Source organism: Psychrobacter glacincola (assembly GCF_904846075.1).
In the GTDB taxonomy this organism is placed as follows: domain Bacteria; phylum Pseudomonadota; class Gammaproteobacteria; order Pseudomonadales; family Moraxellaceae; genus Psychrobacter; species Psychrobacter glacincola_C.
Window position 1 is genome coordinate 1,294,089 of record NZ_CAJGZH010000001.1, and the last position, 24,463, is coordinate 1,318,551.

20 protein-coding genes and 1 tRNA gene are annotated in these 24,463 nt (G+C 43.6%); 10 read left to right on the plus strand and 11 right to left on the minus strand.

What is annotated here, in order from left to right; genetic code table 11:
* Positions 1-16: 16 nt before the first annotated feature.
* The 5 genes from JMW85_RS05530 to dinB all read right to left on the minus strand — a co-directional run bounded on the left by JMW85_RS05530 (position 17) and on the right by dinB (position 7,313).
* Positions 17-1,102: an asparaginase gene (locus JMW85_RS05530; RefSeq protein WP_201581254.1), complete on the minus strand. Its 1,086-nt coding sequence runs from the start codon at positions 1,100-1,102 to the stop codon at positions 17-19.
* A 177-nt stretch (positions 1,103-1,279) separates the two neighbouring features.
* Entirely contained in the window at positions 1,280-2,923 is a 1,644-nt protein-coding gene (locus tag JMW85_RS05535; protein WP_201581159.1) for a FimV/HubP family polar landmark protein, read from the minus strand.
* Positions 2,924-2,974: 51 nt separating this feature from the next.
* Positions 2,975-4,729: a type IV pilus assembly protein FimV gene (locus JMW85_RS05540; RefSeq protein ID WP_087815026.1), complete on the minus strand. Its 1,755-nt coding sequence runs from the start codon at positions 4,727-4,729 to the stop codon at positions 2,975-2,977.
* 111 nt (positions 4,730-4,840) lie between these two features.
* Positions 4,841-6,061, minus strand: coding sequence for a tRNA preQ1(34) S-adenosylmethionine ribosyltransferase-isomerase QueA (queA, locus tag JMW85_RS05545; protein WP_087815025.1), 1,221 nt, complete (start codon positions 6,059-6,061; stop codon positions 4,841-4,843).
* 166 nt (positions 6,062-6,227) lie between these two features.
* The gene (gene dinB / locus JMW85_RS05550; RefSeq protein WP_201581160.1) at positions 6,228-7,313 is read right to left on the minus strand and encodes a DNA polymerase IV; all 1,086 of its coding nucleotides are present in this window, start codon (positions 7,311-7,313) and stop codon (positions 6,228-6,230) included.
* Positions 7,314-7,821: 508 nt separating this feature from the next.
* On the opposite strand from dinB, the gene JMW85_RS05555 reads away from it, so the two are divergent.
* Positions 7,822-8,067: a hypothetical protein gene (locus JMW85_RS05555; protein ID WP_045446843.1), complete on the plus strand. Its 246-nt coding sequence runs from the start codon at positions 7,822-7,824 to the stop codon at positions 8,065-8,067.
* Positions 8,068-8,132: 65 nt separating this feature from the next.
* Here the strand turns inward: JMW85_RS05555 and JMW85_RS05560 are convergent.
* Both JMW85_RS05560 and JMW85_RS05565 read right to left on the minus strand, forming a co-directional pair.
* Positions 8,133-8,218, minus strand: a tRNA-Leu gene (locus JMW85_RS05560).
* Between the two features lie 142 nt (positions 8,219-8,360).
* Complete coding sequence (locus tag JMW85_RS05565; protein WP_045452050.1) at positions 8,361-9,134, minus strand: ferredoxin--NADP reductase; 774 nt, start codon at positions 9,132-9,134, stop codon at positions 8,361-8,363.
* Between the two features lie 509 nt (positions 9,135-9,643).
* Between JMW85_RS05565 and tsaA the strand changes: the two genes are divergently transcribed.
* From tsaA to gspK, 8 genes are all read left to right on the plus strand, one after another.
* Positions 9,644-10,528: a tRNA (N6-threonylcarbamoyladenosine(37)-N6)-methyltransferase TrmO gene (gene tsaA, locus JMW85_RS05570; protein WP_201581161.1), complete on the plus strand. Its 885-nt coding sequence runs from the start codon at positions 9,644-9,646 to the stop codon at positions 10,526-10,528.
* A 100-nt stretch (positions 10,529-10,628) separates the two neighbouring features.
* Complete coding sequence (locus tag JMW85_RS05575) at positions 10,629-12,416, plus strand: GspE/PulE family protein (RefSeq protein WP_055124271.1); 1,788 nt, start codon at positions 10,629-10,631, stop codon at positions 12,414-12,416.
* 147 nt (positions 12,417-12,563) lie between these two features.
* Complete coding sequence (locus JMW85_RS05580) at positions 12,564-13,352, plus strand: TatD family hydrolase (protein WP_201581162.1); 789 nt, start codon at positions 12,564-12,566, stop codon at positions 13,350-13,352.
* A 233-nt stretch (positions 13,353-13,585) separates the two neighbouring features.
* Positions 13,586-14,269 carry a TetR/AcrR family transcriptional regulator gene (locus JMW85_RS05585; RefSeq protein ID WP_045446854.1) on the plus strand — a complete coding sequence of 228 codons (684 nt, stop codon included), beginning with the start codon at positions 13,586-13,588 and terminating at the stop codon, positions 14,267-14,269.
* A gap of 175 nt (positions 14,270-14,444) precedes the next feature.
* A complete protein-coding gene (locus JMW85_RS05590) occupies positions 14,445-15,272 on the plus strand; it encodes a prepilin-type N-terminal cleavage/methylation domain-containing protein (RefSeq protein ID WP_227681674.1) in 828 nt (275 codons plus the stop codon).
* Positions 15,273-15,275: 3 nt separating this feature from the next.
* On the plus strand, positions 15,276-15,770 hold the full coding sequence (gene gspI, locus JMW85_RS05595) for a type II secretion system minor pseudopilin GspI (RefSeq protein WP_201581163.1): 495 nt from the start codon (positions 15,276-15,278) through the stop codon (positions 15,768-15,770).
* Entirely contained in the window at positions 15,767-16,612 is an 846-nt protein-coding gene (gene gspJ, locus JMW85_RS05600; protein WP_201581164.1) for a type II secretion system minor pseudopilin GspJ, read from the plus strand. Before gspI ends, gspJ begins: the two co-directional genes overlap by 4 nt.
* A gap of 39 nt (positions 16,613-16,651) precedes the next feature.
* On the plus strand, positions 16,652-17,719 hold the full coding sequence (gene gspK / locus JMW85_RS05605; protein WP_201581165.1) for a type II secretion system minor pseudopilin GspK: 1,068 nt from the start codon (positions 16,652-16,654) through the stop codon (positions 17,717-17,719).
* Between the two features lie 57 nt (positions 17,720-17,776).
* Here the strand turns inward: gspK and JMW85_RS05610 are convergent, their stop codons facing one another.
* From JMW85_RS05610 to ychF, 4 genes are all read right to left on the minus strand, one after another.
* Complete coding sequence (locus JMW85_RS05610) at positions 17,777-18,457, minus strand: TetR family transcriptional regulator (protein ID WP_045446867.1); 681 nt, start codon at positions 18,455-18,457, stop codon at positions 17,777-17,779.
* Between the two features lie 104 nt (positions 18,458-18,561).
* Positions 18,562-19,971 carry a deoxyguanosinetriphosphate triphosphohydrolase gene (locus JMW85_RS05615; RefSeq protein ID WP_201581166.1) on the minus strand — a complete coding sequence of 470 codons (1,410 nt, stop codon included), beginning with the start codon at positions 19,969-19,971 and terminating at the stop codon, positions 18,562-18,564.
* Positions 19,972-20,033: 62 nt separating this feature from the next.
* Positions 20,034-20,543, minus strand: a complete 510-nt coding sequence (locus JMW85_RS14385) for a hypothetical protein (protein WP_201559761.1) — start codon at positions 20,541-20,543, stop codon at positions 20,034-20,036.
* A 185-nt stretch (positions 20,544-20,728) separates the two neighbouring features.
* Positions 20,729-21,820 (minus strand): redox-regulated ATPase YchF, encoded by a 1,092-nt coding sequence (gene ychF / locus JMW85_RS05625; RefSeq protein WP_201501482.1) that lies wholly within the window; start codon positions 21,818-21,820, stop codon positions 20,729-20,731.
* Between the two features lie 362 nt (positions 21,821-22,182).
* Here ychF and JMW85_RS05630 point away from each other — a divergent pair, with 362 nt between their 5' ends.
* Positions 22,183-24,375 carry an ATP-dependent helicase gene (locus JMW85_RS05630; RefSeq protein ID WP_201581167.1) on the plus strand — a complete coding sequence of 731 codons (2,193 nt, stop codon included), beginning with the start codon at positions 22,183-22,185 and terminating at the stop codon, positions 24,373-24,375.
* Positions 24,376-24,463 lie beyond the last annotated feature (88 nt).

Below are 24,463 nucleotides of genomic sequence, written 5' to 3' on the forward strand. Positions count from 1 at the left end.
TATATTTAACGATAGTCTAACGTTTCTTAATAGTGGTGCCCGCCTGATTGACATTGTTCAACCAACGCTGTCTGCGCCGAGTGGGATTGTCATAACGCAGCAATAGCCATAATAATCGTGCATAGATAGCAGGAATCGTTAAGCGTCCGCCAGCAATCACATGATACTCATATTGCCAACTACCAGCCGCATAGCTGTCACTGACACCGCCAAATGGAGACTGGCTAGCGCATATCACCATGTGGCCATTTTTATAAGCAAGCTCTAGTGCCTCTGCTAGCGCTTGTGAATAAGGAACATTACCTGCGCCAAATCCTAATAGAATAATGCCACATGGCGGCTGTGATAATAACGCCTGTAGCTGGCTAGTCATTACCTCAGTGTCGTTTGGCAAGCAATATAAAGCATGAATGCGTGCTTGCTCAGCTCGAGATTCGATATGGTTAATCATTGCTTGCTGATCATCGAGCCAATGCTGGCGGCGGGTATCCGGTAAGTTTTTGATATAACTATTGGCAGGATAGGCGGCTCTGGAGTGACCCGCAAATGCCATCAAATCATGGCTATGAATTTTTTGTACCGTTTGCGCAGGCCAAGACTCACCGCCAAAAGCAATCTTCACACCCGACTCACCAGCAGCAGCCAGTTTTAGTGAATCGCTGAGGTTATCCCATGCGTCGCTATGGTCATCGATATCATAGGAATGTATCACCTCGCTGTCTAACAGTGGGCGCATACTACCAGTGACGACTATACAAATATCACTGCCAGCAAACGCTTCTGCTAAAAACGCACCCAAATAACTCAAAGTATCTGTACCAGTGATGAGCACAAAACGCCTGTCGCCTTGTGCATAGGCTGCTAGCAAAAGCTGATAAAAATGTACAAAGTCGTTAGGGGTAAGTTGGCTACTGTCTTTAATTAAGGTGTTATCCAGCCATGAGATTTGAGGCAAGTGGTTAGCGTTATCTTGGTCAGTCAATAGCTTTTGTAAAGTCGGTAAGAATGCTTCTGCTGATAACGGTGCTAAGGGTCGTCCATAGCTACCAAAAGTACCGCCAGCATAAATGATTTTGACAGGATTGGATAATGTATTTGTCATAGCAGGAAATGGCATAGTATGAGCCGTAATAAAGAAGTATGTGATAAAAAAGAGAGTTTAAGGTTGGATGCTAATAGCGCTCAGTAATAATAAATAGTATAAAGGTTAAATGCAAAAAAAATCAGCAAGTATTCTTAGTGTTATAGAATACTTGCTGACCAAAGAACGATGGGGCTTTTACGCAGTACGATCTAGTAATACTTTTGCTTGGTTCTGTTGCTCACTAGTGCCCTGAATTAATACCTCATTCAATAAGCGTTTGGCACTGTCGTATTCACCCAATTGTAAATATTGGCCTGCCAAATCTAGCGTAACTTGAGTGCTATCTAATGATTTCACAAAGTCAAAGTCGGCCGCAAAGCGTGAGGAAAAGTCTTCTGCTGTTTCAGCGGCATCTTCGGCTGTAAGGGTAGACTCGTCCTCAATTGGAGCAACTGGGCTGAGTGCTGTTGAAGAGTGAGTATCGAATTCATTGTCTAATAAAGAGTTATCATCGAATAGCAGCGGGGCTGTCGGTGTGACACTAGATTCTTCAGAAAGAGCATATTCTGAATCATTATTATCAAGCGATTGTGCTTCGAGATTAATACTTTCAAAGCTTTCAGTTTCAAAGCTTTCAGTTTCAAAGCTTTCAGTTTCGAAACGACCTTCTTCAATAATGAAGTTATCATTATCACTATTTTCTTCAAGTACAGGCACTTCGCTTTCTGTTAATGTTTCTATGTTGTTTGGCGCATCGAGACTGTCTAAAGACAAAGTGAAATCATTTTCTTCGTCATTCTGGACAGTGTTGATAGACAATGCTTCAGAAGTCTCGTCAATATCTTTATCGACATCAGTTGCTAGATCATCAAAGTCTAAAATGAACGCGTCATCTTCTAGCGTCATTTCATCGTTAATACTATCAGGGCGGTCTGGAATGACAGAATCCGTTGCCTGCGCATCAGTTTCTTCAGATGAATCAAAGCTGAAGTCAAAATCACTAAGATCATTGAGATCATTATCTTCTGCGGACACCGCGACATCATTATCAGTTATGTCGATATTGGCAGTGTTCAAGATTTCATCATCTGTCATCTCTAATGATGACGTGACTGGTGCCGTATCAGTCGCCTCAGATGCGCTAATATTACTCTCTAAATCACTCAGCGTAAGATCAAAGTTATCCTCTACATTGTCGCTAGTAAGATTGGCCTCATAAGATGTGTTTGTCACTGCCGAATTAGACATGCTGTCATCAATCAGCGTACTACGGTTGTCTTCAGAGGTTGCTGGCTGATCAGATGGCGCGTTCTTACTATCGATTTGATTAATCGGTAAGTCAAAATCTATGCTTTCAAAATGGCTATTATCTTCTACGGGTGCCTCTTTTGCTGCGACTTGATTCTGCTCTTCCGAAAATAAAGCTTTTAACTCATCAGCTAGCGCAAGACTTTTTGGGTCGCTTTGCGTCTTGATGGCATCATAAACTTTGTTAAAGTTCTCTGGCTGATTAATAGTCGCGTAGATGCTGAGTAATTTAACAGATAATTGACCATCATTCGGTTTTTCGCTTAGGCCGCGACTGAGGGTTTCAATGGCTTTGTCATAACGCTGTTGATCCATGAAGCGCTGGGCAATCGTAATATGATCAAACTTATTGTCATCATCTTTGTGGCTTTGGGCAGGAGTGTTGTGATCCGTTTTTGGCATCGGAGCTGGCGTAGCGGTACTCATGCCCGGCTGCGCTGAGGGCTTTTGCGCTTTCTTTTTGTACAATAGTAAACCGGCTACTATTAGAATAAGTACCAATCCGGCGATGATATATAGCATATTGTCCATAGTTACTCCCACGCCTATGATCACAGCACACTGCGTTGATCAGTTAGGCAATTATTGATTGCGTAGTTTTTTGAGACGAGCTTGGAGCTCAGCCAGTTTTTGGTTTTGTAATTGAATTTTTCTCGTATAGCTATCAAGTGCACTGCTGGTTTTTGACAGCTGCTGAGCTTGGGCTGCTGTACTTTGTCTTGAGGCCTTGAGCGTGGCTAATATATCTGTGCTGAGACCATTACCTGTTGCCGCTGCTGATGTTGCTTGGGTGCCATCTGCGTTGCCATTACGACCAGGTGCGAGCACTGAAAATTGTGCTTTTGGCAGAGTTTGTGTTTTAGTAATCATGGGTTTTTTACGCTGTTTAGCGACTTGATTTGTTTCAGACGGTTTTTTAGAGGGTGCTTTGGCAGCCTTTTTTACCACAGGTGAGTTTGCTCTGCGGCTATATTGTCTTTGCGCCTCAATCGCCGCTTCTAGTTTTTGTTGTGATGGTACAACATCGTAACTGGGCAAGCTAAGCTTGGCATCCGCTTTGAGTTGACCCGCGTCTTTATTAATAAAGGCATCAGGGTTTTGCGTTTGAATCTGCTTCATTACTGTTTGAATGTCTAGGTCATTTTCTTGCGCAATTTGCTGTGCAATAACCCATAGACTATCGTTGCGCTGTACTTGATATTGGGACGCAGTAGTAGTGCTGGCTGCCGTACTGATAGAGGCGTTGTTGGTGACACTAGATGGGACAGTGGCGACAGCTGTATTGCTAGTGTCAAGACTGGCTTTTGGTGTACTTGCTTTGTTGTCACTCGGCGTTGGCATAATAGGAGAAGCAGCCATCATGCCAGCTTCTGATTTGCTACTCGGCTGTATCTGGCGAGTGACTTGAATATTCAAAATATCGAGCTGTTTATCAGTGACAGCTGTCGCTGATAGACTATTATCTATTGGCATGGTCTTGTTATTGACTAGGGCTGTATCATTCGCTACATTCTTAGCAGAATTGAGGTCGATATTGCTGTTACCCATTGTGGTAACGTTGCCATTTGCACTCAAGCGACCATTGTCTAATCGACTGGTTGGATTACGATTATTGTCGTTAGCGTTAAGAGTATTGTTAACGTTGTTTAGACGACCGTTATCTAGTCGGCTAGGCGCATAAGCAAGATTGTTGCCTTGCGAGGTAGGAGTCGTTGTAGGCGCTTGGATATTAGGTACTGGCAATTTAGACGCCACCAACTCGCTCGTTGACGAGTGAGTAGTCGCTAGTATGGGTGATAATGTTAATGGCGGCGGTGCACCTTCTCTAACGGTCAACGGTTTAGCCGTATTAGAGGACACACTGGGTAGATTCGGTTTTTTTGCGCCAGTAACGATATTTTTAGGCGTGTCAATGGGCAGACGGCTATTGAGCGGCATCAACAATGTCTTGGGAATGACGTTGCGTTGACCCTTATCATTTATGTTTAAAACCACATCAGCAAAAGGTGTAGATACAGGTTTTGAGGTAGTAATAAATACTTGACCGCTGGTCGCTGAGGTAGGTTTAAAACGTACGGTCATCGAATCAGTTTGGGCCAAGCCCATTTGCTGATAAATAGTAGAGTTTGCCAAACTTGCTGAAAAGTCAGCGGCTCGGATATCACTGACCACAATGCTCGCAGCTAGCGGTTCATGCTGGGCAGAGGTCACAACAGTCTTACCAATCGTTGCAGCTTGTGCACTCGATACGAGAGCCGCATAGCCTACGGAACAAAGTAGTGCCATCGAGACCGCGCGATGTACCGTAGTCAACCGATGAGATAAATGACAAGACATGTGCAGACCTTTAAGATATAAGTTATCTGTGCTGTTATAACAAAATACCATTTAGTTTACCAGTTTATTTCACAACTGTTGTGGACAATACAAAAAATGTTTGAGTATTGTTTAATCTCGCTTTCTATCCAGCAGCATTGCATCGCCATAACTAAAGAAGCGATAGTGTTCTTTAATCGCATGTTGATAAGCATGCTCAATGGCATCTTTACCCGAAAATGCCGACACCAGCATTAACAACGTTGATTTGGGTAAATGGAAATTGGTCAACAGTCGATCTATCACACCAAACTTAAACCCTGGGTAAATGAATATATCAGTGTCACCTGACCAGCTGGAGAGAGGCTGCCCATTAACGGCTGTTTTTTGATAAGCCGTTTCGAGCACGCGTGTGACCGTGGTGCCAATAGCGATGACTTGTTTACCGTTCGCATGGGTTTGATTGATGAGCTCAGCGGTTGCTTGTGGTAAATGTGCATACTCACTATGCATGGTGTGATTGAGCAGGTTGTCCGTTTTTACTGGCGCAAATGTACCAGCGCCAACGTGTAAAGTCACAAAAGCCGTACGAATACCTTTTGCCGCAAGTTCACTCAGTACCGATTCATCAAAGTGTAAGCTTGCAGTCGGTGCAGCCACACTCGCAAGCTTGGTTGGATCATGAAAAACCGTTTGATAACGAGTATTGTCTGTCTCATCCGCATGGCGTTCAAAGTAGGGGGGAATAGGTAGCTCACCATAAAGCTCTAAATGCGGCAAGATCGGCGCATCAAACGCTAAAATAAATAAGTTGTCTTGACGACCAATCATCACCGCCTTCATATGACCGTCAGCAAGCTGCAAGTGTTGTCCAAGTTTGAGCGCTTTACTGGCTTTAACATGGCAAAGTGCAATATGTTCTTGATTCACGGGTTTGTCATTTGCAGCTTCTACAGATTTTTCAGCCTCTACATATAAAGTCGCTGTCTCTAAATCTGAGATATCAACCAAGCGTTCAATCAATACTTCAAGCTTACCGCCAGTGTCCTTTTGCCCGAAGAGGCGTGCTTTCATCACCTTTGTATCATTAAATACAATCAAATCACCTTCATTTAATAACTCAGGTAACTCAGTGAATAAGCGATCTTCTACAAGCGTAGAGTCTTTTTGATTATTGGCGGGCAAATACAAAAGTTTTGAGGCAGAACGCTGTGAGAGAGGATAGCGTGCAATCAGGCTATCTGGCAGCTCATAATCATAGTCATCAACGCTCAAATAATTCAAATCATTGTTGTTTTTTTCGGCATCAATTGAGGCGGCAGTAGTAGGGTCTATAGTGTGAAAATCGGTCATAATCAATCTTTAAATGAATGTAAATTTTGGCGTAATTGTAGCAGAAACGATGTCATGAAAGGACAGTTTAGTAACGACTCATGCGCACAAAACGGCTTGTACATTAAATAGCCTAAGCATTAATTGTTAGAATGAATAATTAACAAAAGCGATGAGCGTCAGTATGTTATTCAAACAAATTTAACTGCGGCAACAATTGGGCGGCAGGTGTTAATGAAGAGAAAGTAACACCGACTAAGCGGATAGGTAGCTCACGAGGAATGTCTAAAAACAGTTTGTCCAACCAATAATGGGCAGAATCAGCACTGTTAAAGGCAGTCGATAGCGTGTGTGAGCGGGTGATTTGAGTGAAGTCTGCGTATTTAACTTTTAGAGTAATGGTATAGGCGACCAGCTGTTTTTGTTGTAGTTGATGAAAGGCATCGGCATTCTGTTCATAAATTTGTATACGTAATTCATGGTTATCATTTAGATTGTCTTTGAATGTGGTCTCAGAACCCACAGATTTATGCGCACGCTCAGATTTGACAGCACGCTCATCACGCCCATGGGCAATATCGTGATAAAACTGCCCACGCTTGCCGAACTCCTGCACCAAGACAGCCGCTTGCATTCGCTTGAGATCCGCGCCAGTACTTACACCCATCGCATGTAAGCGCTTGGCAGTGGCTTTGCCAATACCATGAAAGCGCTCGATAGGTAGCGTACTGATAAAGGCATCAGCATCCGCTGGCGTGATGATAGCCGTACCATTGGGCTTATTGATATCAGAAGCAATTTTAGCCAACATCTTGTTAAACGACACACCTGCTGAGGCGGTTAACCCAGTATGCGCTAGTATTTGTGCCCTTAGCCAGTTCGCCATCAAGGTAGCTGAGCCTTTATGGACTTGGAGCCCTGTAACATCGAGATACGCCTCATCTAGAGACAATCGTTCAACATGTGGCGTTAAGCGGTACATAATCTGGCGAATATCGCTACTAACTGCGCGATAAACCTCAAAACGTGGTCTAACAAAAATGACTTCTGGGCAACGTTTACGCGCCTCATAACAAGACATGGCAGAGCGTACACCAAATTTACGCACCTCATAGCTGGCTGCTGCGACCACGCCGCGACCACTTGGATCGCCACCAACCACCAGTGGCTTACCGCGCAGTTCAGGAAAGTCACGCTGCTCCACACTGGCATAAAAAGCATCCATGTCTATATGAATGATTTTACGAGGGCTAGCATTTATAGAAGTTGTCATACTCACTATTTTACCTGATTCAAGCGCTTTGATTGAGTGTCAAAATTTGGATTTATCGATAGACTCCTTTGCTAGGTTAGCAGGACACTAGCAATGATATATGAATAATTTTATATGTCATAAATCTTATATATCATAGAGTTAGTTAATGATAAACAGAGGTATTAATTCAAAAAAATCGTATTTAGCAAACATATTTCTGCTATTGAATTATCTAAGTCTACTGTAAATCAAACTCATTTGTACTCTTGCACCACCTGTCGTATCCACCTCACCGTTTGTCATAAATCTCACATTTAGATGTTACAGTTTTGATTCTGGTGTTTTACAATATAGTATCCGCGCTAATGGATGATTATAAAACAATAAGTAATGCCTTGTGCGCCTCTATGACCATGTAAAAAAGACATTACTTATCGCTCATGCCAAGATCGAAAATGGAGTTTTGGTAAAATTAACTCTTTAAGAGCTTGATGTTAGAGAGTTTAGAATGACTAAGGAGCTGATGATGAATAATGAACTAAAAGGGAGCGATTTAACAAGGGCGATGCTAGCACGCGGCGATAAAAAAGTATGGTGTGCGGTTTGTGATGATAGTGATGAGCAAGCAATGATGGATCATTGTGGTAATGATTTTACGGCTTATATCGTATCATTTCGTGACGGACATTTTTATTGTAATGCTGGCATGCCGTGGGAGTTTGCCGTGCCCATTAAGATAATTGCGGTGCTGCAATCTGAAATAGAGAAGTAAGTATAGCAATAATATTACCGGCACAAAAAAACCTCCTGATGAGGAGGCTGATTTGTTACTAATATTGGTACCAGTGGTCGGACTCGAACCGACACGCTTATTAGGCAACGGATTTTGAATCCGTCATGTCTACCAATTCCATCACACTGGCATGTTAGAAGATAAGGTCTATTAGATAGAGATTATCGAATTGGGCTACAGGGTTAACTCTGTATAGGCTGCGTATTATAGCAGCCTATTTTTATCCGTCAAGAATTATTTGATATAATTTTCAATTAAATCAAAAAAATGCTTTAGCCTACAAAAGCGCGCTCAACGGCATAATCTGCTTGAACACCCATGCGTGGTGAAACAGTCAAACCAAAATCGTCCAAAATCGCTGAAACTTCAGCATTAAATGGCATGCTACCGCAGATCATGACACGGTCGTCTTCTTTATTCATCGGTGGTAAGCCAATGTCTTCAAAGAGCTTTCCTGAGGTCATTAAGTCAGTCACGCGACCTTGATTTTTGAAATCCTCACGAGTCACTGTTGGGTAGTAGATGAATTTTTCACGGTACCATTCACCAAAGATCTCGTCGTTAGGTAATTCGTTTTCAAACATATCACGATACGCCAAATCATCGACATGGCGCACACCATGTACCAAGATGATTTTTTCAAAGCGTTCATAGACTTCAGGATCACGTGCCAACGATAAAAATGGCGCCAGTCCAGTGCCTGTAGAGAGCATATAAAGGTTTTTGCCAGGCAGTAAATCATCTAGTACCAAAGTGCCCGTTGGTTTTTTGCTGACCAACAGCTCGTCACCGACTTTGATATGCTGCAAGCGCGAGGTTAATGGGCCATCTTGAACCTTGATAGAAAAGAATTCTAAGTGATCTTCGTAGTTCGGGCTAGCAATCGAATAAGCGCGCAATAGCGGTCTGCCATCGACAACGATTCCGATCATCGCAAATTCGCCATTACGAAAGCGCAGGCCATCGTCGCGAGTTGTCTTGATGCTAAATAGAGCGTCATTCCAGTGATGAACCTCTGTGACCGTTTCGGTGCGAAGTTTTGACATAAAGTCCTCGTTAATAAGTTGCTATCGGTTTTATTAAGTTTAAATGAGTGTTAAATTAAAATTTTCAATGAAAAAGGGTATAGAAGGGTAGTAAATTTTCAATCACTATTGGAACAGCCAATCGTTTAAAACCTCTGTCACGCAAAGTAAGTAGCATAGCCGATGTTTTAACCAATGTGATGGGGCGATATTCTAACACCTTATTAAGCATTTAAAATCAGGAGAGGGACTGATAAGGTCTAAGGATAGATACGACTGAATCTGTCACCTGTCAAACCACGAAAATGGCTGTTGCTGTAGATGGCTTATAAGGGTTGAAAAATAAAGGCTCTCATCGAATTTATGGCTCATAATACCAAAATTTAAAATAAAAATCCGTCTAGCAGCGGCGATGCGGCATGATAAAATGGAATATCGTTAGTGAGTAATTTTGTATCACTGAATAATATGCGCTAAACGTTCTCATAAAAGCAGATGCTTACTATTGAACGGCTTTTTGGAGAAACATGATGTCCGATGATAATATCTCTTTGGCGGGTTACCACCATGCGCCAATGATTGGCTACCATCGTGCGCCGCTATCACAGAAATTTGGTGCGCCACGCCAGCCGAATTTGGTTGCGCTCACCAGTATCATTGAGATGATAGCGCCTTATGACTCGCCAGCAGCATTTGCCGGTTTAGACGCGTTCAGCCATATCTGGATCAGTTGGCAGTTTCATCATAACTATACCAATAAAGACACTCATATTGGCAAAGGCGGCACTGGCTTTCGTGCGCAAGTCCGCCCACCAAGGCTCGGTGGCAATCAAAAAATAGGGGTATTCGCCAGTCGCAGTATGTATCGACCTTCAGCGCTTGGGTTATCTGTCGTTAAGCTTGAAAGTATCAAGGTTTGTGATGGGCGCGTGTTACTTATTATTAGCGGTGCCGATATGATAGATGGTACGCCGATTATCGATATTAAGCCCTATGTCGCTTATAGCGATGCGCTCAGTGATGCAAAAAGTGGGTTTGCGCCAACTGCGCCAGATTTATTAGAGATAATTATCACGGAGTCTGCTTACGAGCAATTTATGACGTTGGTTGATGCTGGACGATGCGATAAAAATGACAATGACAATGGGACTGAGACTGAGAATAAAAATAATAAGAAAGCTATTCATGCAAAAAATGATAGTGTAGCGACGCTTATTCAACAAATGCAAGAGCAATTGCTTATTTCCGATATCGAGATTATTAAAGCATTAATTGCGCAAGACCCGCGTCCAGCTTATCGTCGCGCGGAGATAAATACGCCGTTTGTCATGCGTTATAAGTCTGCCGATGTGAGCTTCCAGTTGATAGAATCAGGGCAATTGCAGATAACGGCTGTTGTCAAAGTGAGCTTTTAGTGCCCAGTGACGCCATTACTGCCGCATGAATTATCCATAAATCACTTCTCAATAAATAACGCATCAATAAATAATGCATCAATAATAAAAGAAGAAAAATATGTCTGCTCAGAAATATTCAATCGTGATTGATTTACGTTGGTGCTTAGATGAACTGTTGGCAGATAAGGTGATTGATCAGCGTGGCTACAATTTAGTGATGACGAGCCGCCGTGATAAAGCGCAGCATCCACTCCTGACCATCAGTGAATTTGGTCTGCCAAACGGTCATGCACTGGATAAAAATGTTGAGCATAAATTGACTTTGGTATGGTTGAATCAATGGTTGGCTGCCAAAGCAGGCATGGCACTTGTCCGTATTGACCCGTTAAAAGTCGATGTCCCAGCCGTCACTCAACTGATGTCCTTTGAATATGCCCGCTCACAGCATATTTTGCCCATTGAAGTGACGAATGATGAAGTCGTCATCGGTACAGACCAGCCGTTTTGTACTGAGTGGCAGACAAGTATCGAAAAATTAATCAAGTCTAAAAGCTATCGTACGGTTTATATCAATCCTGAGCAAATCAATCGCTACCGTCAAGAGTTTTACCAAGTCACCCAAGCGATTGCAGGAGCAAATAGTGTCCATAAGCGGGCGGCGGCTGATGTCACCAATGTTGAGGCATTATTGCAACTGGGCGACAATACCAACCCTGATGCTAACGATCAACATATTGTCAGAGTTGTCGATTGGTTGTTGCAATATGCTTTTGAGCAGCGAGCCAGTGATATCCATTTAGAGCCTCGCCGTGAGACGGGTAAAGTCCGTTTTCGTATCGATGGCGTGCTACATACCGTCTATGAGATGCCTTTGGCAATCATTGTCGCGGTGACGGCGCGGATTAAAATATTAGGACGACTGAATGTGGCAGAAAAACGCAAACCACAAGATGGCAGGTTGAAAACCCGTACGCCAAAGGGTCTGGAAACTGAGCTGCGCTTATCGACGATGCCGACGGCCTTTGGCGAAAAGCTGGTGATGCGGGTATTTGATCCTGAAGTGCTGGTGCGCTCGTTTGCTCAGCTTGGTTTGTCAGGTAAGCAGCTCGATACTTGGCATGAGCTGACCGCGCATCCAAATGGTATTATTTTGGTCACAGGGCCAACGGGTTCTGGTAAAACCACGACGTTGTACAGTACGCTTAAGCAGCTCGCCACAGAACAAGTTAATGTTTGTACGATTGAAGATCCCATCGAGATGATTGAACCAGCTTTCAACCAAATGCAGGTCAATCCAGGCGTTGATTTGCATTTTGCAGATGGTATTCGCTCTTTGATGCGCCAAGACCCAGATATTATTATGGTTGGTGAGATTCGCGATGCCGAAACCGCCAATATGGCAGTACAAGCATCACTCACTGGACATTTGGTACTCTCGACGTTGCATACCAATGATGCACCAAGCTCACTTACTCGCTTGCATGATTTAGGCATTCAGCCGTTTTTAACCTCAGCGACGATATTAGGCGTCATGGCGCAGCGTTTGCTACGAACGTTATGTCCGCATTGCAAAAAAGCCCTAGACGTGATCCCAGACAGTGAAATTGCTGTTCAGTGGCAGGAACTGGTTCAGCCTTGGCGTGCGTACGCTCCAGCGCAAATTTATACGGCGCAAGGCTGCGAGCATTGTCGCCATACGGGCTATCAAGGTCGCGTTGGTCTATATGAGATCATGCCGTTGTCAAATGAGCTAAAAAAACTGGTCGCCGCCGATGCCAATTTAGATGTGCTTAAGCAGCAAGCGTACCGCGAAGGTGTGCAGCCACTGCGCTTATCGGGTGCAAAGCGTATTAGTGAAGGGGTGACGACCATAGAAGAAGTAATGCGAGTGGTGCCGCTTCATTAAAAGCTGCCTTTGTACTAAAAATAAGTTTGCTAATCATGACTTGAAAAGCGCACTTATCAGAGCAATTAATGCTCTTACGACTACTAATTTTATGTTATAAGTTATTGTTCTAACACATTTTATTCATTTTTATTAACGAGATTACTTATGTTTACTGATAGCCATTGCCATCTTAATCGCTTAGATTTAACCAAGTATGATGGTAAATTGTCTGGCGCGATTGACGCGATGAAAGCTGCCAATGTCACTCGGGCAATGGCGATTATGTGTGATTTTGCCGAATATGATGAGATTGCTCATATTGTCAGCACCTATAGCGATGAGGCGCTAAATCTTGGCATGAGCGTCGGTATTCATCCTTGTGAAGATATTAGTGTCTTGCAATCAGCGACAGTTGAACGTTTGATCGAAACGGCTGATGCCGACCATGTATGGGCGATTGGGGAGACAGGATTAGATTATTACTGGTCAACGGAAAACAAAAAAGAGCAGCAAGCCAGTCTTGCTCGCCATATTCATGCCAGTCAAAGCCTGCAAAAGCCACTCGTCATTCATATGCGTGATGCCAAAGAAGATACGATTGATATCCTAAAATCAGAAGGCGCTGAGCACGGTATTATTCATTGTTTTACCGAAGATTGGGAGACGGCCAAGCGTGCACTTGACTTAGGGTTTTATATCTCATTTTCGGGCATTGTTAGCTTTAAGAGTGCTCAAATGATTAAAAATGCAGCAAAAAACATGCCTAGAGATAGACTGCTTATCGAAACCGATAGCCCTTATCTAGCACCGGTGCCCAAGCGTGGTAGACCGAATGAGCCTGCCTACGTACCGTATGTCGCCAGTTGTCTGGCAGAGATGTATGGCTGTAGTAGCAATGATGTTGGGGCATTAACTGCAAAAAACTTTGAGAATTTACTGGCACAGTATCACTAAAATGGTTATGCTATGACCACTCAGTCATTTATGATACAGTCCTATTGCTTTACGTTATTTGTATTTATGATGTGGAGCGTAAGCCTATGATTATCAATGACTATTTAGCAAACATAAGCATATCTCCTTTGGTGGTTTTCGAGCAGACTTTGTATGATGTTATACGCTTGTCGCCGATGCATTCATCCACACGATGGTCATATGCTTAATCTTGTCAGGTTTTAGGAGAGATTATGAGTCGTCAGCATCAGTTCAAGGCACGAGAAGAGAATATCTTAGCGATGGCAGAGCAATTGCTACTTGAGTCAGGCGATGGTGATATTACTTTAGACAGTTTGGCAGACCAGCTTGATCTGGCTAAAGGTACACTGTATAAGCATTTCTCCAGTAAAGATGAACTATATTTGCGTATTATTATCCGCTATGAAGAACAACTGTTTGAGATTAATCGTATTGATGATTGTCCATCAGCAGGCGTTGCTCGTATGATCTTTCAGCAGTTATTCAACCCACAAAAAGCTATGTTGCTCAATCAAATCGAAGAGCGTTTGGCGGCATCAGTGACGGGTCTTAATCGCTTGTTTGGTGAGCTATATGATATTCGCCGTCAGCGTATGAAACGCTTGATTGACATTATCAGTGCGTATTTACAAGAGCAGCACAGTAGTTTGAGCACGCGCGACTATTTGTCCTCGATTTGGGCGATGGGTCAGGGCGGTGCTGGACTATTAAATTCAAGCTTTTACCAGCGGTATTTGGGTCGCCGTGATACCCTACGTTATGCCTTCGTTCAGCAAATGCTTGAGTTGCCGAGCCATTATCCTGCGGCTGACGATGAGGTGATGGATGAAGATATGCAGGAGTTGGTCGAGCAAATCGATACTGAGTCAGAAGAGCACCGTAATACCAGTTATTAATATCTTTGTTTAACTTATGGTCTTTTAACCCAAATTTTTTAAATTCGTGTTGCTATATTCGTTATCGCAGCACGGTGCATCCATGCTAAAAATGGATACATGCTTACCAGCTGTACCGCCCAATCATAGTTTTATTCTTCATACCACAACCTACTTATAGGTTTATAGGTGCAATATGCCGGTCACTGCCAAGACTCCGTCCAGCTCAGCGGTCACTTGCTATTCACACTTAAGTCATCAATATTTGCAACATAAAAACACGGATAGATATCTCTTACCTCTTGTTTATCAGCATAAATCCTTTCCAGTACAAAACGCTTACGTTTCCCCTTATAAATCCTCAAGCCTTGCTCAGGCACAACAGGGATTCACCCTTGTCGAAATTGTAGTGGTGGTCGTTATTCTATCTATCTTTGCCGGCATGATGAGCTTGTCGGTGGGTAGTAGTGAATCGCGTAAAAACCGTGCTTTTTATGAGCATTTAACGGATTCACTGAGCTATGTACGGTTGTTGTCTGCTGAGCGTATGCAGCCGATGGGTTTAAGTTTACAAGCAGATAAACAAGGTCAGGTAGCTCCTGTGATTGTTACTTTATCAAATCCTTATATTGCCTATCAGACCAATGAGATCCCGTCAAATAGCATGGACAGCACGTCTAAAAATTCGATGGAATTGTCTGCTGATCTGACAAGTATGTCGGGGGCGATGGGAAAGCAACAGCCAGTGCCTAGCTGGGAGATTGAGCCAGAAGTCAGTTTGCCGGAGTTACCTGCTGGGGTTAGTTTAAGGGTGCAAAGCTTGGAGGCTGGCAACCTATCAATGCCTGAACAGGGACAAACATTGCAGCCTTGGTTTGCCAATCAAGCAGTCCCACAAATATTATGGTTTGGTACAGGGCAAGCAACGCCTGTCACCATTGAGGTGCTGCACAATTCGCGTCTGGTGGGCGAGGTCATTACCATTATGCCTGATGGTAGTATGACAATCGGACAAGGGCTGTAACTGATGATAGATAAGGATGGCATTATATCTGCTGATATAAACAAAAAGCCAATGCTATCAAAGCATGAAAGCGGCTTTACTCTGATTGAGGTAATGGTAGCGTTAGCGATTTTAGCGGTTGTTGCTGTGGCTGCTAGCCGTGCCAGTAGTGCGTATCTCAGCTCAGTGGATGTCTTACGCACACGCACACTGGCACATTTTGTCGCACAGAATGCGGCCGCTGATTTGCGTATTCAAGAGACTTGGCTGACGGCCAATCGCACACAAACAATCAATGCTCAAGGGCGTGATTGGCAAGTAGTGATGACGGTCAGTGATGCCATTACGCCTGCTTTAAAAGAGGTGAATATCGCTGTCGCACCCATTATAGATGGACAGACGCGCACCACCGTGACTGATATCAATGTAATATTGAGCAATGCGGAGCAAGACATTGGTAGTTTGGACTTAAGCAGTTTGGGCGCTGATATTGCAGGGCAGTCTGGAGGCAATCCGTGAAGTCGCAGCGTGGATTTACGCTACTTGAATTGATGGTTGCCATGGCAATATTTGCGATGCTGGCGGTGGCTGGCTGGCAGGTGTTTGATAGCGTCAACCGCGCCCGAGAACGTGCACAATTTCATGCTGATAACTTAGCTGTTTTGCAATATGCTTATTTGCAGCTACAGCAAGACATGGGTCAAATTATCCCTTATCAAATACCAAATACTCAAAATATCAGTGTGACAAATAACAGTACAAATGCCAGTGATAGCACAAACAATAGTGCCCAAGCCAATGAAACAGTGCCTGAGCCTTTTATGAGCTTGGATGGTGAGCATGTCAGCTTTGTTCGTTTTGCCGACCCCGATCCACGTTATCAAAGTAGCATGAGTGTCCAGCATATCGAATACATTTTTGCAGATGAGCGTTTAATTCGCCGCCAATATACCAGCATCGATGGTGGGCGCGATAGCATCAGCCTAGACAGTGTATTGTTAGAAGGCATCACCGCAGGGCGTTGGCAAGCATATTTACCTGAACTGAGCACCAAATTTCCTAATGCAGACAGCAGTAATAACGGCAATAGCAGTACAAATACAACCTCTGGGCAAACGGCCAATGCCGTAAGCGCCAAGCCAGCAGTGGTTTTATTGCCGAAAGGCATTGCTGTCAATTTTACTTATCAGGATATGCCCATCACTTGGCAGTGGGCGCTTGCTCCCCAACCAATACCAATTAACAATACCAACAAAAGCAATAACAATGCTGCTAATAATGGCAATAACGATAGTAGTGATAATACTAATAATGACAACCCGAATAGCAATGTAAATAACAATGCAGGAAGTAATATTTAAAATGTACCACTGGGTCAATAATAAAGGCGGCTTAAGTCAATGACAGCGCACTCTCAGCGCGGAGTAGCGCTGCTCACTATCTTACTATTGGTGGTCAGTATTACCGTGGTGGCGGGGGCAATGCTTGCCAGTCAAAAGATTGCTATTAGGCGTAGCGGTTTATTGTTTGATCAAAATCAGCTGTCACAAGATATCAATGCTGGTCAGCAATTGGCCATCACGATGATTCGTGCTGACGATAAGCTGAATGACACAGATAGCGAGCAAGATATTTGGGCGCAGCCATTACCGCCTTATCTTTTAGCTAATCATAGCATCAGTATCGAATTGCGTGATGAAGCCAGTCGTTTTAATATTAATAATTTATATCAGAATGGCGCGGTTGATAGTGCCGCTGTAGCCATATTTCAAAGACTGTTGACACAATTAAATCTAGAACCTGATATTGCCATTGCTGTTCTTGATTATCAAGATACAGATAGCGACGTTTACCAAGACGGTGGTGATGAGAGTGTGGTTTATTCTCAGCAATCAAGTGGCTCAGCGAGTAAGACTTTGCCCAATCAAGCATTGGTGAGTGTCGATCAATTACAAGAGATTCGAGGGGTAAATGCTGAAGTACTAGCGGCACTACGTCCTTATATTACGGCGGTTCCTTATTATGTGCCTATTAATGTCAATACTGCCAGTCCAGTTTTGCTGGCTGCACTGATAGATGGCGCAACCAGCCAGCAGATGCAGGGATTGGTCGATATGCGGGCAAAGCAGGCGTTAGCCTCTATCGATGATGTGTGGAAATTGCCGATGTTGAGCAGCTTAAATGATGATCAGCGAAAGGCGTTAAAACCACTGCTTGCAGTCGATAGCCAAGCCTTTATGGCGCTTATTACCGCAACGGATAGTGCAAGTCTTGGTCAACAAAGACAACGGTTTGCAACCGTATTGATTAGTAAAATTGCGACTGACGCTAGCGCGGCAGTAGGGAATAATGCGAATAACAGCACGCCTAACAATAATAATGGAAATAATGAGAATGGCAATAATAAACAAGCCAAAGAAATTAAGGTGGTGACACAGCGTTTATGGGCATTTAGACCCAGTTTCTAACGTTGAGCCACCTAAAAAGAGTCTCAATCAGTGCCGAGGTAGAATAGCTGACGTCACCTAATCTCCTAAGTGCGTCTCTTCCGTAGACTTCCAGTTATAAGCCCCATAAAACAGCATTTGTGCTTGGCGAGTGCAATTATGGAGCATCAGCTGTTTATTTTCTTCAATCTCATTCAGATCGATTTCATCATCATGGTCTTCAGTATAAGTCAGCTCCAACCAATCGATAATCCAAGAAAAGAACATATTTACCCCAGCTTCAGCCAGTAGGCGACGGTCATAGGCATTGATATGAGTAAAAGCAGGCTGTAGCGCTAAATCATCAGCCAAGCTTTGAGCATGTTTTTTGACAAGTTCATTAATGGCTTTGCGTACAGCTTCTGAGCCACCGTAGCGCTCACTGACTAAAAATTGCCAGTAATAAGGCTGATCACTAACCATATACAAGAACAGCTGAATGCTCTTAGCAATTTGGCGATCAAAGCTACGTTTACGCCCAATTTGCAAGCTATCGCTTAGGATCGCCAGCGTACCGCCTAGCTCTTCTACCACCAATGCTCGACCAAGCGATTCCATGTCATCAAAATGCCGATAAAAAGCGGTCGGCACCACGCCAACCTCACGCGTTACTTGCCTGAGGCTGATTGAGCTAAAAGACTGCCCTGTCATACATAAATCAAGCACGGCATTAAAAAAGGCGTGCCGAGTTTGAAGTTTCTTTTGTTCGCGACTGCTCATAATATTTCAAAATTGTCCAATAAGGGTTTATCATACTCATTTCAGCGTAAAAATACGACTGAAATACGCAACTTGTGTTAATTTACTAAACTTGCACGGGTCTTTTAAACCATTGCACCCCAATGGCCTTGTAACTCTTGTGCCAATCGATACGCCTCATGATCATTCATCCCAGTGATAAAGTCCAATATATTTAAAATATTGTGATAGACATTATCTGATAATATCCGCCGATGCTCATCGAGATGTGGCTGTAACAACATTAATAGGCGCTGCTGCTCAAAGGAGATGGGGGTAGCTTTTGCCTTTGTCCAAGCCAGTGGTACAAAGGCGTCTAATAATCGGTGCAAGCATTGATTGGCCATCAATTCCATACGTACTTTGCTTGGGTGATTGAATATTTTTTCGCGTGCCAATTGCTTGGCCTGCAAGATGCCATTTTGCACATTTGCATCACAATGGGTAAATAGACTGCCTTGTAGTGTACCAGCCAGCAATGCATCACTGTTGGCGACGAAAGCATCAGTCACGGTATTGACCAAGCGCATCATCGCACGGGCTCGCAATGACGCTAAGCTCTGCCTGACAGACATGTGTACGGGCAGATTGATACTGTTAGGGCGCTCACCAATCAGCTCATAAAATATGGCGGCAACCTCACTATAGGTCAGCATATTGAGATTGATACCATCTTCTAAATCGATCAAGGCATAGCAAATATCGTCTGCTGCTTCTAGTAAATAAGCCAGCGGATGACGCGCAAAACCGTCGTGCTGTGTTGAACGTGGTAAATGCAAACAGGCTGCCAACTCTTCTAATTGTGCTGACTCACTATAAAAGCAGCCAAATTTTTGTACATTTTGATGGTGGTGTTTATCATTGACATCGTTGCTGTGAGAGGCAAGCCACGGATACTTCATAAAAGCGCCTAGCGTTGCACAAGTGAGACGCATACCACCTTTATCAGGATGGTGCTCATTACGCGCCAACAGTCGAAACCCTTGTGCATTACCTTCGTAGGCCAGCAAGTCCAAGCGCTCGTTGCTACTTAACTTTTGTAATATCGCTTCAGGGTCAGGCTGCCTAAACCAATCTCGAATGGCATACTCTCCCGCATGACCAAAAGGCGGGTTGCCAATATCGTGAGCGAGGCACGCTGCTTGTACAATGACACCGACATCGGCTGGCGATACGCCTGCTGGTAGACCGCTGGCTAATTTATCATGGAGCTTTTCTGCTGCCATCATTGCTAAAGAGCGTCCAATAGAGGAGACCTCAAGCGAATGAGTCAGACGTGTATGGATACCGAGCTGATTGGTTAATGGATGGACTTGGGTTTTTTGATTCAACTGCCGAAAGGAGTGAGAAAATACCAGTCTGTCGTAGTCTTTGTGAAACTGAGAGCGAGTACTCGTATTGGCGTTAAACTTTTTGGCAGCACCAAGACGCTGCGAGTTGAGAAGGCGAGACCATTGTGTGGTAGGAGACGGCAAAGAGGTTGGAGTAGTTAGCATATTGAAACATCCGAAACCAAGGAAGCCTCTAGCATAGCAAAATAGCGCCCTTGGTACAGCTACTAAGATTTCTGGCAGTTAAAAAGCACTTCTTCCTCTTCGATAGCTACATTGCTGCCCAATGTTTTATTTCGCAACGTTGCCTTGTCACTATTTACTTGCCATATAATGCCATGGGTGTTATCTAATCCGATATCACTAGTATAGATGGTTTTTTCAGTACTGGCGTCGCTATCAGAGGTAGCGGTCAAATCGTATTCGATACCATCGATCAGTAGGTGCACTGTCTGTGGTGTAGTATCATCATGGTAGGACACGCCGATAGTAGCCGTAGGCTCACAAGAGAATGGTGTGCTGTTGCTGGCATGTTCTGCATGATCGTGTCCTGCATGCGCGCTTTCCTCGTGGCTATGACTTTCATGACTATGTCCTTCATGACCTTGTTCCATAGCATCGTGCCCTTCGTGCTCTTCATGAGCATGTTCAGCGTGATCGTCTACGGGTGTTATTTCTTCAGATACTACCGTATCACTTTCTGCATTAGGCTGACAGCCCAATAGAGAGCCTGTCATGATACTTCCTACAAGCGCAACACTGGCAAATCTAGAAAAAGAGAAATAGTCAGTCACAGTATAAGTCCTCAAATAGTAAAATAAAGATATGTTATAATATAACAATGTTAAGATAAAATAAAGCCGATGATGGAGAATTTCCAACATCGGCTTATTAACTATCAGTCAGGATGCACCGCTTAACGTTACACGTTAAATCTAAAGTGCATGATATCGCCATCTTGTACGATATAGGTTTTGCCTTCTAAGCGTGATTTGCCAGCGGCAGCTGCGCCTTTTTCACCGTTGTATTCGATAAAGTCGTCATACGCAATGACCTCAGCACGAATGAAGCCGCGCTCAAAATCGGTATGAATCACGCCAGCGGCTTGCGGAGCCGTTGCGCCAACTGCAACCGTCCAAGCGCGCACCTCTTTAACACCAGCAGTAAAGTAAGTCTGCATATCTAGCAAATCATAACCACCGCGAATGACTTGATCAAGTCCGGCTTCTTCCATATCCATCTCAGCTAGGAAGTCTTTTTTGTCGTCTTCATCAAGCTGAGCGATTTCAGATTCGATTTGGTTGCATAGAGCGATAACGATAGAATCTTCGCCAGTCGCATAGTTGCGTACCGCATCAAGGTAAGGGTTGTTTTCAAAGCCATCTTCACTGACGTTGGCGATATACATGGTTGGTTTTAGGGTGATTAAACCATAACTTCTGATGAGCTTTTTCTCATCAGCATCTAGGTTCGCTGCGCGTGCCGCTTTACCTTCTGCTAATAAAGGCTCAACTTTTTTAAAGATATCAAGCAATGCTTGCGCGTCTTTATCACCACCTTTGGCCTTTTTGGTTTGGTTGTGAATGGCACGCTCAACGGCCTCTAAATCTGCCAATGCCAATTCAGTATTAATGGTTTCGATATCATCAATAGGGCTGACGCGACCATCAACGTGGACGACGTTGTCATCATCAAAACAGCGTACGACGTGCGCAATCGCATCAGTCTCACGGATATTGGCTAGGAACTGGTTGCCCATGCCTTCGCCTTTTGAAGCACCAGCGACTAGACCTGCGATATCCACAAACTCCATCGTCGTTGGTAATACGCGCTCAGGCTTAACGATATCAGCCAGTTTCTTTAGGCGTGGGTCAGGTACTGGTACGATACCTGTGTTGGGATCTTTGGTACAAAATGGAAAGTTTTCAGCGGCGATACCCGCTTTGGTCAACGCATTAAACAAGGTAGATTTACCCACGTTTGGTAGGCCGACGATGCCGCAATTAAAACCCATAACATTCTCTCAATATAATAATAAAATCAGTTGGTATAAAGATTGGTTAAATGATAAATCAAAATTGGGCATATTGTAGCAAATTTACCTGAATAGGGGTGAGGTTGTTGTATTGTATACTGAGATTTTGAGTTTGGTCATTACTGGCAATTTTGCTGTTTTATCGATTATGGTAAGCTGTGCTATAAAACGATAGTTTGGCTTGTAGGCGTATGACAGGTAAGCGCCTACGACTCGTTACACTGTACGAGTAATCTTCATTATGAACACCAAGCGCGCTCAGTCAAATCTGCAAAACACTATGTATAAATGCGCCGTATTGATAAAGGCCGCTAAAATAAAACGAAAGGCAAAACCCTATAATGACACCCACGATTTTCGATACGCGCCACTACAATTATCCCCAGAATTTCATCGAGATTAAGCCCAAGCTGGCACGACTTGAGCAGGCGATTAAAAAGCTAGAGGCAAATTTAATCGATGCTAATGATGATGCAAATATTGAGCTACTGAATCAAAGGCTCAATAGTGAATTAGGATTGAAAGTAAACTATGCCCGTGAGTTAAATCCTGACCAACTATTAGCAGCCACCACTATCGAAGGCAAAGTGTTGGTCATTGCAGGTGCAGGCTCTGGCAAGACCAAAACGCTCACGTACCGTACCAGTTATTTGTTAGAGAATGGGGTCACGCCCAAAAGCATCTTGCTACTGACCTTTACCCGTAAAACCGCCAATGAAATAAAAAGCCGTGCCAAAACCTTACTTGCGAATACCTTATTTAATAAACAGTCTGATGAAGACTTGGTAAAGGATAAACTGCCAACGGATAAGCGGCTCAACGATATCACCAGTGGTACTTTTCACTCATTCTGTAATATGCTGCTGCGTCAGTATTCAGGGCTGCTCGGTATCAATCCGCGATTTACGATTTTAGACACGGGCGATAGTGAAGATGCCATCGACTTAATTCACAAAGAAAAAAAGTATACCGCGCAAAATAAGAGCCAAGCATTCCCGCGCAAAAAGACACTGCAAAATATTATTTCTAGCTCTCGGAATAGACGTATTCATATCCGTGATTTAATCGAAAGCAGTTATCCTGATATCGCCGTGCATATTCCTATTATCGAACAATTGGCGGTCGATTTTCATGAGTATAAGCGTGCCAATCATCTCTACGATTTTGACGATATTATCAGTCAGGTCGTGCGCCATTTGAAGACGAATGATACCTTTCGCCAAATGCTACAAAACCAATATCGCTACATCATGGTTGATGAATATCAAGACACCAACATTCCGCAAAAGCAGCTGATAGATTTGATTGGTGCATCTGAGTCGGTCTCGCTGATGGTAGTCGGTGATGACAATCAAAGTATTTATGCTTTCCGCGGTGCCAATTACGAAAACATTCTGTTATTCGGTGAGACCTATCCCGATGCCAAGCTGATTAAGCTCGAGCAAAACTATCGCAGTACGCCTGCTGTTTTGGATTATATCAATGCTCTGTCAGCGCAGATCACGCTAGGCTATCAAAAAAAATTGTACTCTGGCGCATCAATAATTGGGCAAAAACCAGTATTTAGCCGTTTAAGTGACGAGACAAAAGAAGCCAAGTATATCGCCGAAAAAATCATCGAGCTAAAGTCGGATTATGATTACAATGATTTTGCGGTACTGTGCCGCACGTCGTTTCAATCTAACTATGTGCAACTAGAGTTTATGGAGCGTCATATTCCATTCATTGTGGTGGGCGGTATTAAGTTTATTGAAAGGCGACATATCAAAGACGTTTTGGCTTTTGTTAAAGTACTCTACAACCCGAATGATACGATTGCTTGGCACCGTATTTTGACCTTGTTCCAAGGCGTGGGGACGGTCACCGCGACGCGTTTGACCCAAGCGATTAATGCCGATGACAACTCCTTTGAGCCACTACTCACGCCAAAGTTTGCTAAAAAAAGCGCACAGCTTGAGCCTTTATATAATACGCTGACTAAGGCAAATCAGGCTGAATCCGTCGAGACAGTCATCGAGCATGTTTTAGCGTTTTATGTTCCCATCCTAAAAACGATTGAGGAAAATTGGCGAGAGCGCAACGAGGACTTTCGTGTGCTCAAAAATTTGGCAATAGAACACAGTAGCCTTGATAACTTCTTAGAAAATTTGGCACTCGATCCGCCTAATGATTCGGTCGCAGCCATGGATAAACCAGAGGATAATGACACAGATAAAGTGACTATTTCGACCATTCACAGTGCCAAAGGGCTGGAGTGGCCAGTGGTGTTTGTTAATTCATTGGTCGATGGTATCACGCCGCATCATCGCTCGTTGGATGACTTTGAGGCGCTAGAAGAGGAGCGTAAGTTATTTTATGTTGCTTGTAGTCGGGCCAAGAGCCAATTATTTTTAACCGCTCCCGATTATTTTTCAAGTTACTCAGGATACTTCGATAAAGTCTCACGCTTCATCGCAGAGCTATCTGCTGATGAGGTAACGGTCGAGACAATTAAAAAGACTATAGATGAGAGTGATGATCCAGTATGGTGGTAAGTAGTTTTTTCATATTCAAGCTCTTAAATTTGTTTATAGTCGTTCAGTCTTTGACAGTTTTAAAGATACATCACCAATCAAAAGAAAT

Bases quoted from the DNA above. Each gene is read 5' to 3' on its own strand.
- JMW85_RS05530 (WP_201581254.1), bottom strand. From the start codon at position 1,102: ATGACAAATACATTATCCAATCCTGTCAAAATCATTTATGCTGGCGGT.
- JMW85_RS05535 (WP_201581159.1), bottom strand. From the start codon at position 2,923: ATGGACAATATGCTATATATCATCGCCGGATTGGTACTTATTCTAATA.
- JMW85_RS05540 (WP_087815026.1), bottom strand. From the start codon at position 4,729: ATGTCTTGTCATTTATCTCATCGGTTGACTACGGTACATCGCGCGGTC.
- queA (WP_087815025.1), bottom strand. From the start codon at position 6,061: ATGACCGATTTTCACACTATAGACCCTACTACTGCCGCCTCAATTGAT.
- dinB (WP_201581160.1), bottom strand. From the start codon at position 7,313: ATGACAACTTCTATAAATGCTAGCCCTCGTAAAATCATTCATATAGAC.
- JMW85_RS05555 (WP_045446843.1), top strand. From the start codon at position 7,822: ATGAATAATGAACTAAAAGGGAGCGATTTAACAAGGGCGATGCTAGCA.
- JMW85_RS05565 (WP_045452050.1), bottom strand. From the start codon at position 9,134: ATGTCAAAACTTCGCACCGAAACGGTCACAGAGGTTCATCACTGGAAT.
- tsaA (WP_201581161.1), top strand. From the start codon at position 9,644: ATGTCCGATGATAATATCTCTTTGGCGGGTTACCACCATGCGCCAATG.
- JMW85_RS05575 (WP_055124271.1), top strand. From the start codon at position 10,629: ATGTCTGCTCAGAAATATTCAATCGTGATTGATTTACGTTGGTGCTTA.
- JMW85_RS05580 (WP_201581162.1), top strand. From the start codon at position 12,564: ATGTTTACTGATAGCCATTGCCATCTTAATCGCTTAGATTTAACCAAG.
- JMW85_RS05585 (WP_045446854.1), top strand. From the start codon at position 13,586: ATGAGTCGTCAGCATCAGTTCAAGGCACGAGAAGAGAATATCTTAGCG.
- JMW85_RS05590 (WP_227681674.1), top strand. From the start codon at position 14,445: ATGCCGGTCACTGCCAAGACTCCGTCCAGCTCAGCGGTCACTTGCTAT.
- gspI (WP_201581163.1), top strand. From the start codon at position 15,276: ATGATAGATAAGGATGGCATTATATCTGCTGATATAAACAAAAAGCCA.
- gspK (WP_201581165.1), top strand. From the start codon at position 16,652: ATGACAGCGCACTCTCAGCGCGGAGTAGCGCTGCTCACTATCTTACTA.
- JMW85_RS05610 (WP_045446867.1), bottom strand. From the start codon at position 18,457: ATGAGCAGTCGCGAACAAAAGAAACTTCAAACTCGGCACGCCTTTTTT.
- JMW85_RS05615 (WP_201581166.1), bottom strand. From the start codon at position 19,971: ATGCTAACTACTCCAACCTCTTTGCCGTCTCCTACCACACAATGGTCT.
- JMW85_RS14385 (WP_201559761.1), bottom strand. From the start codon at position 20,543: ATGACAGGCTCTCTATTGGGCTGTCAGCCTAATGCAGAAAGTGATACG.
- ychF (WP_201501482.1), bottom strand. From the start codon at position 21,820: ATGGGTTTTAATTGCGGCATCGTCGGCCTACCAAACGTGGGTAAATCT.
- JMW85_RS05630 (WP_201581167.1), top strand. From the start codon at position 22,183: ATGACACCCACGATTTTCGATACGCGCCACTACAATTATCCCCAGAAT.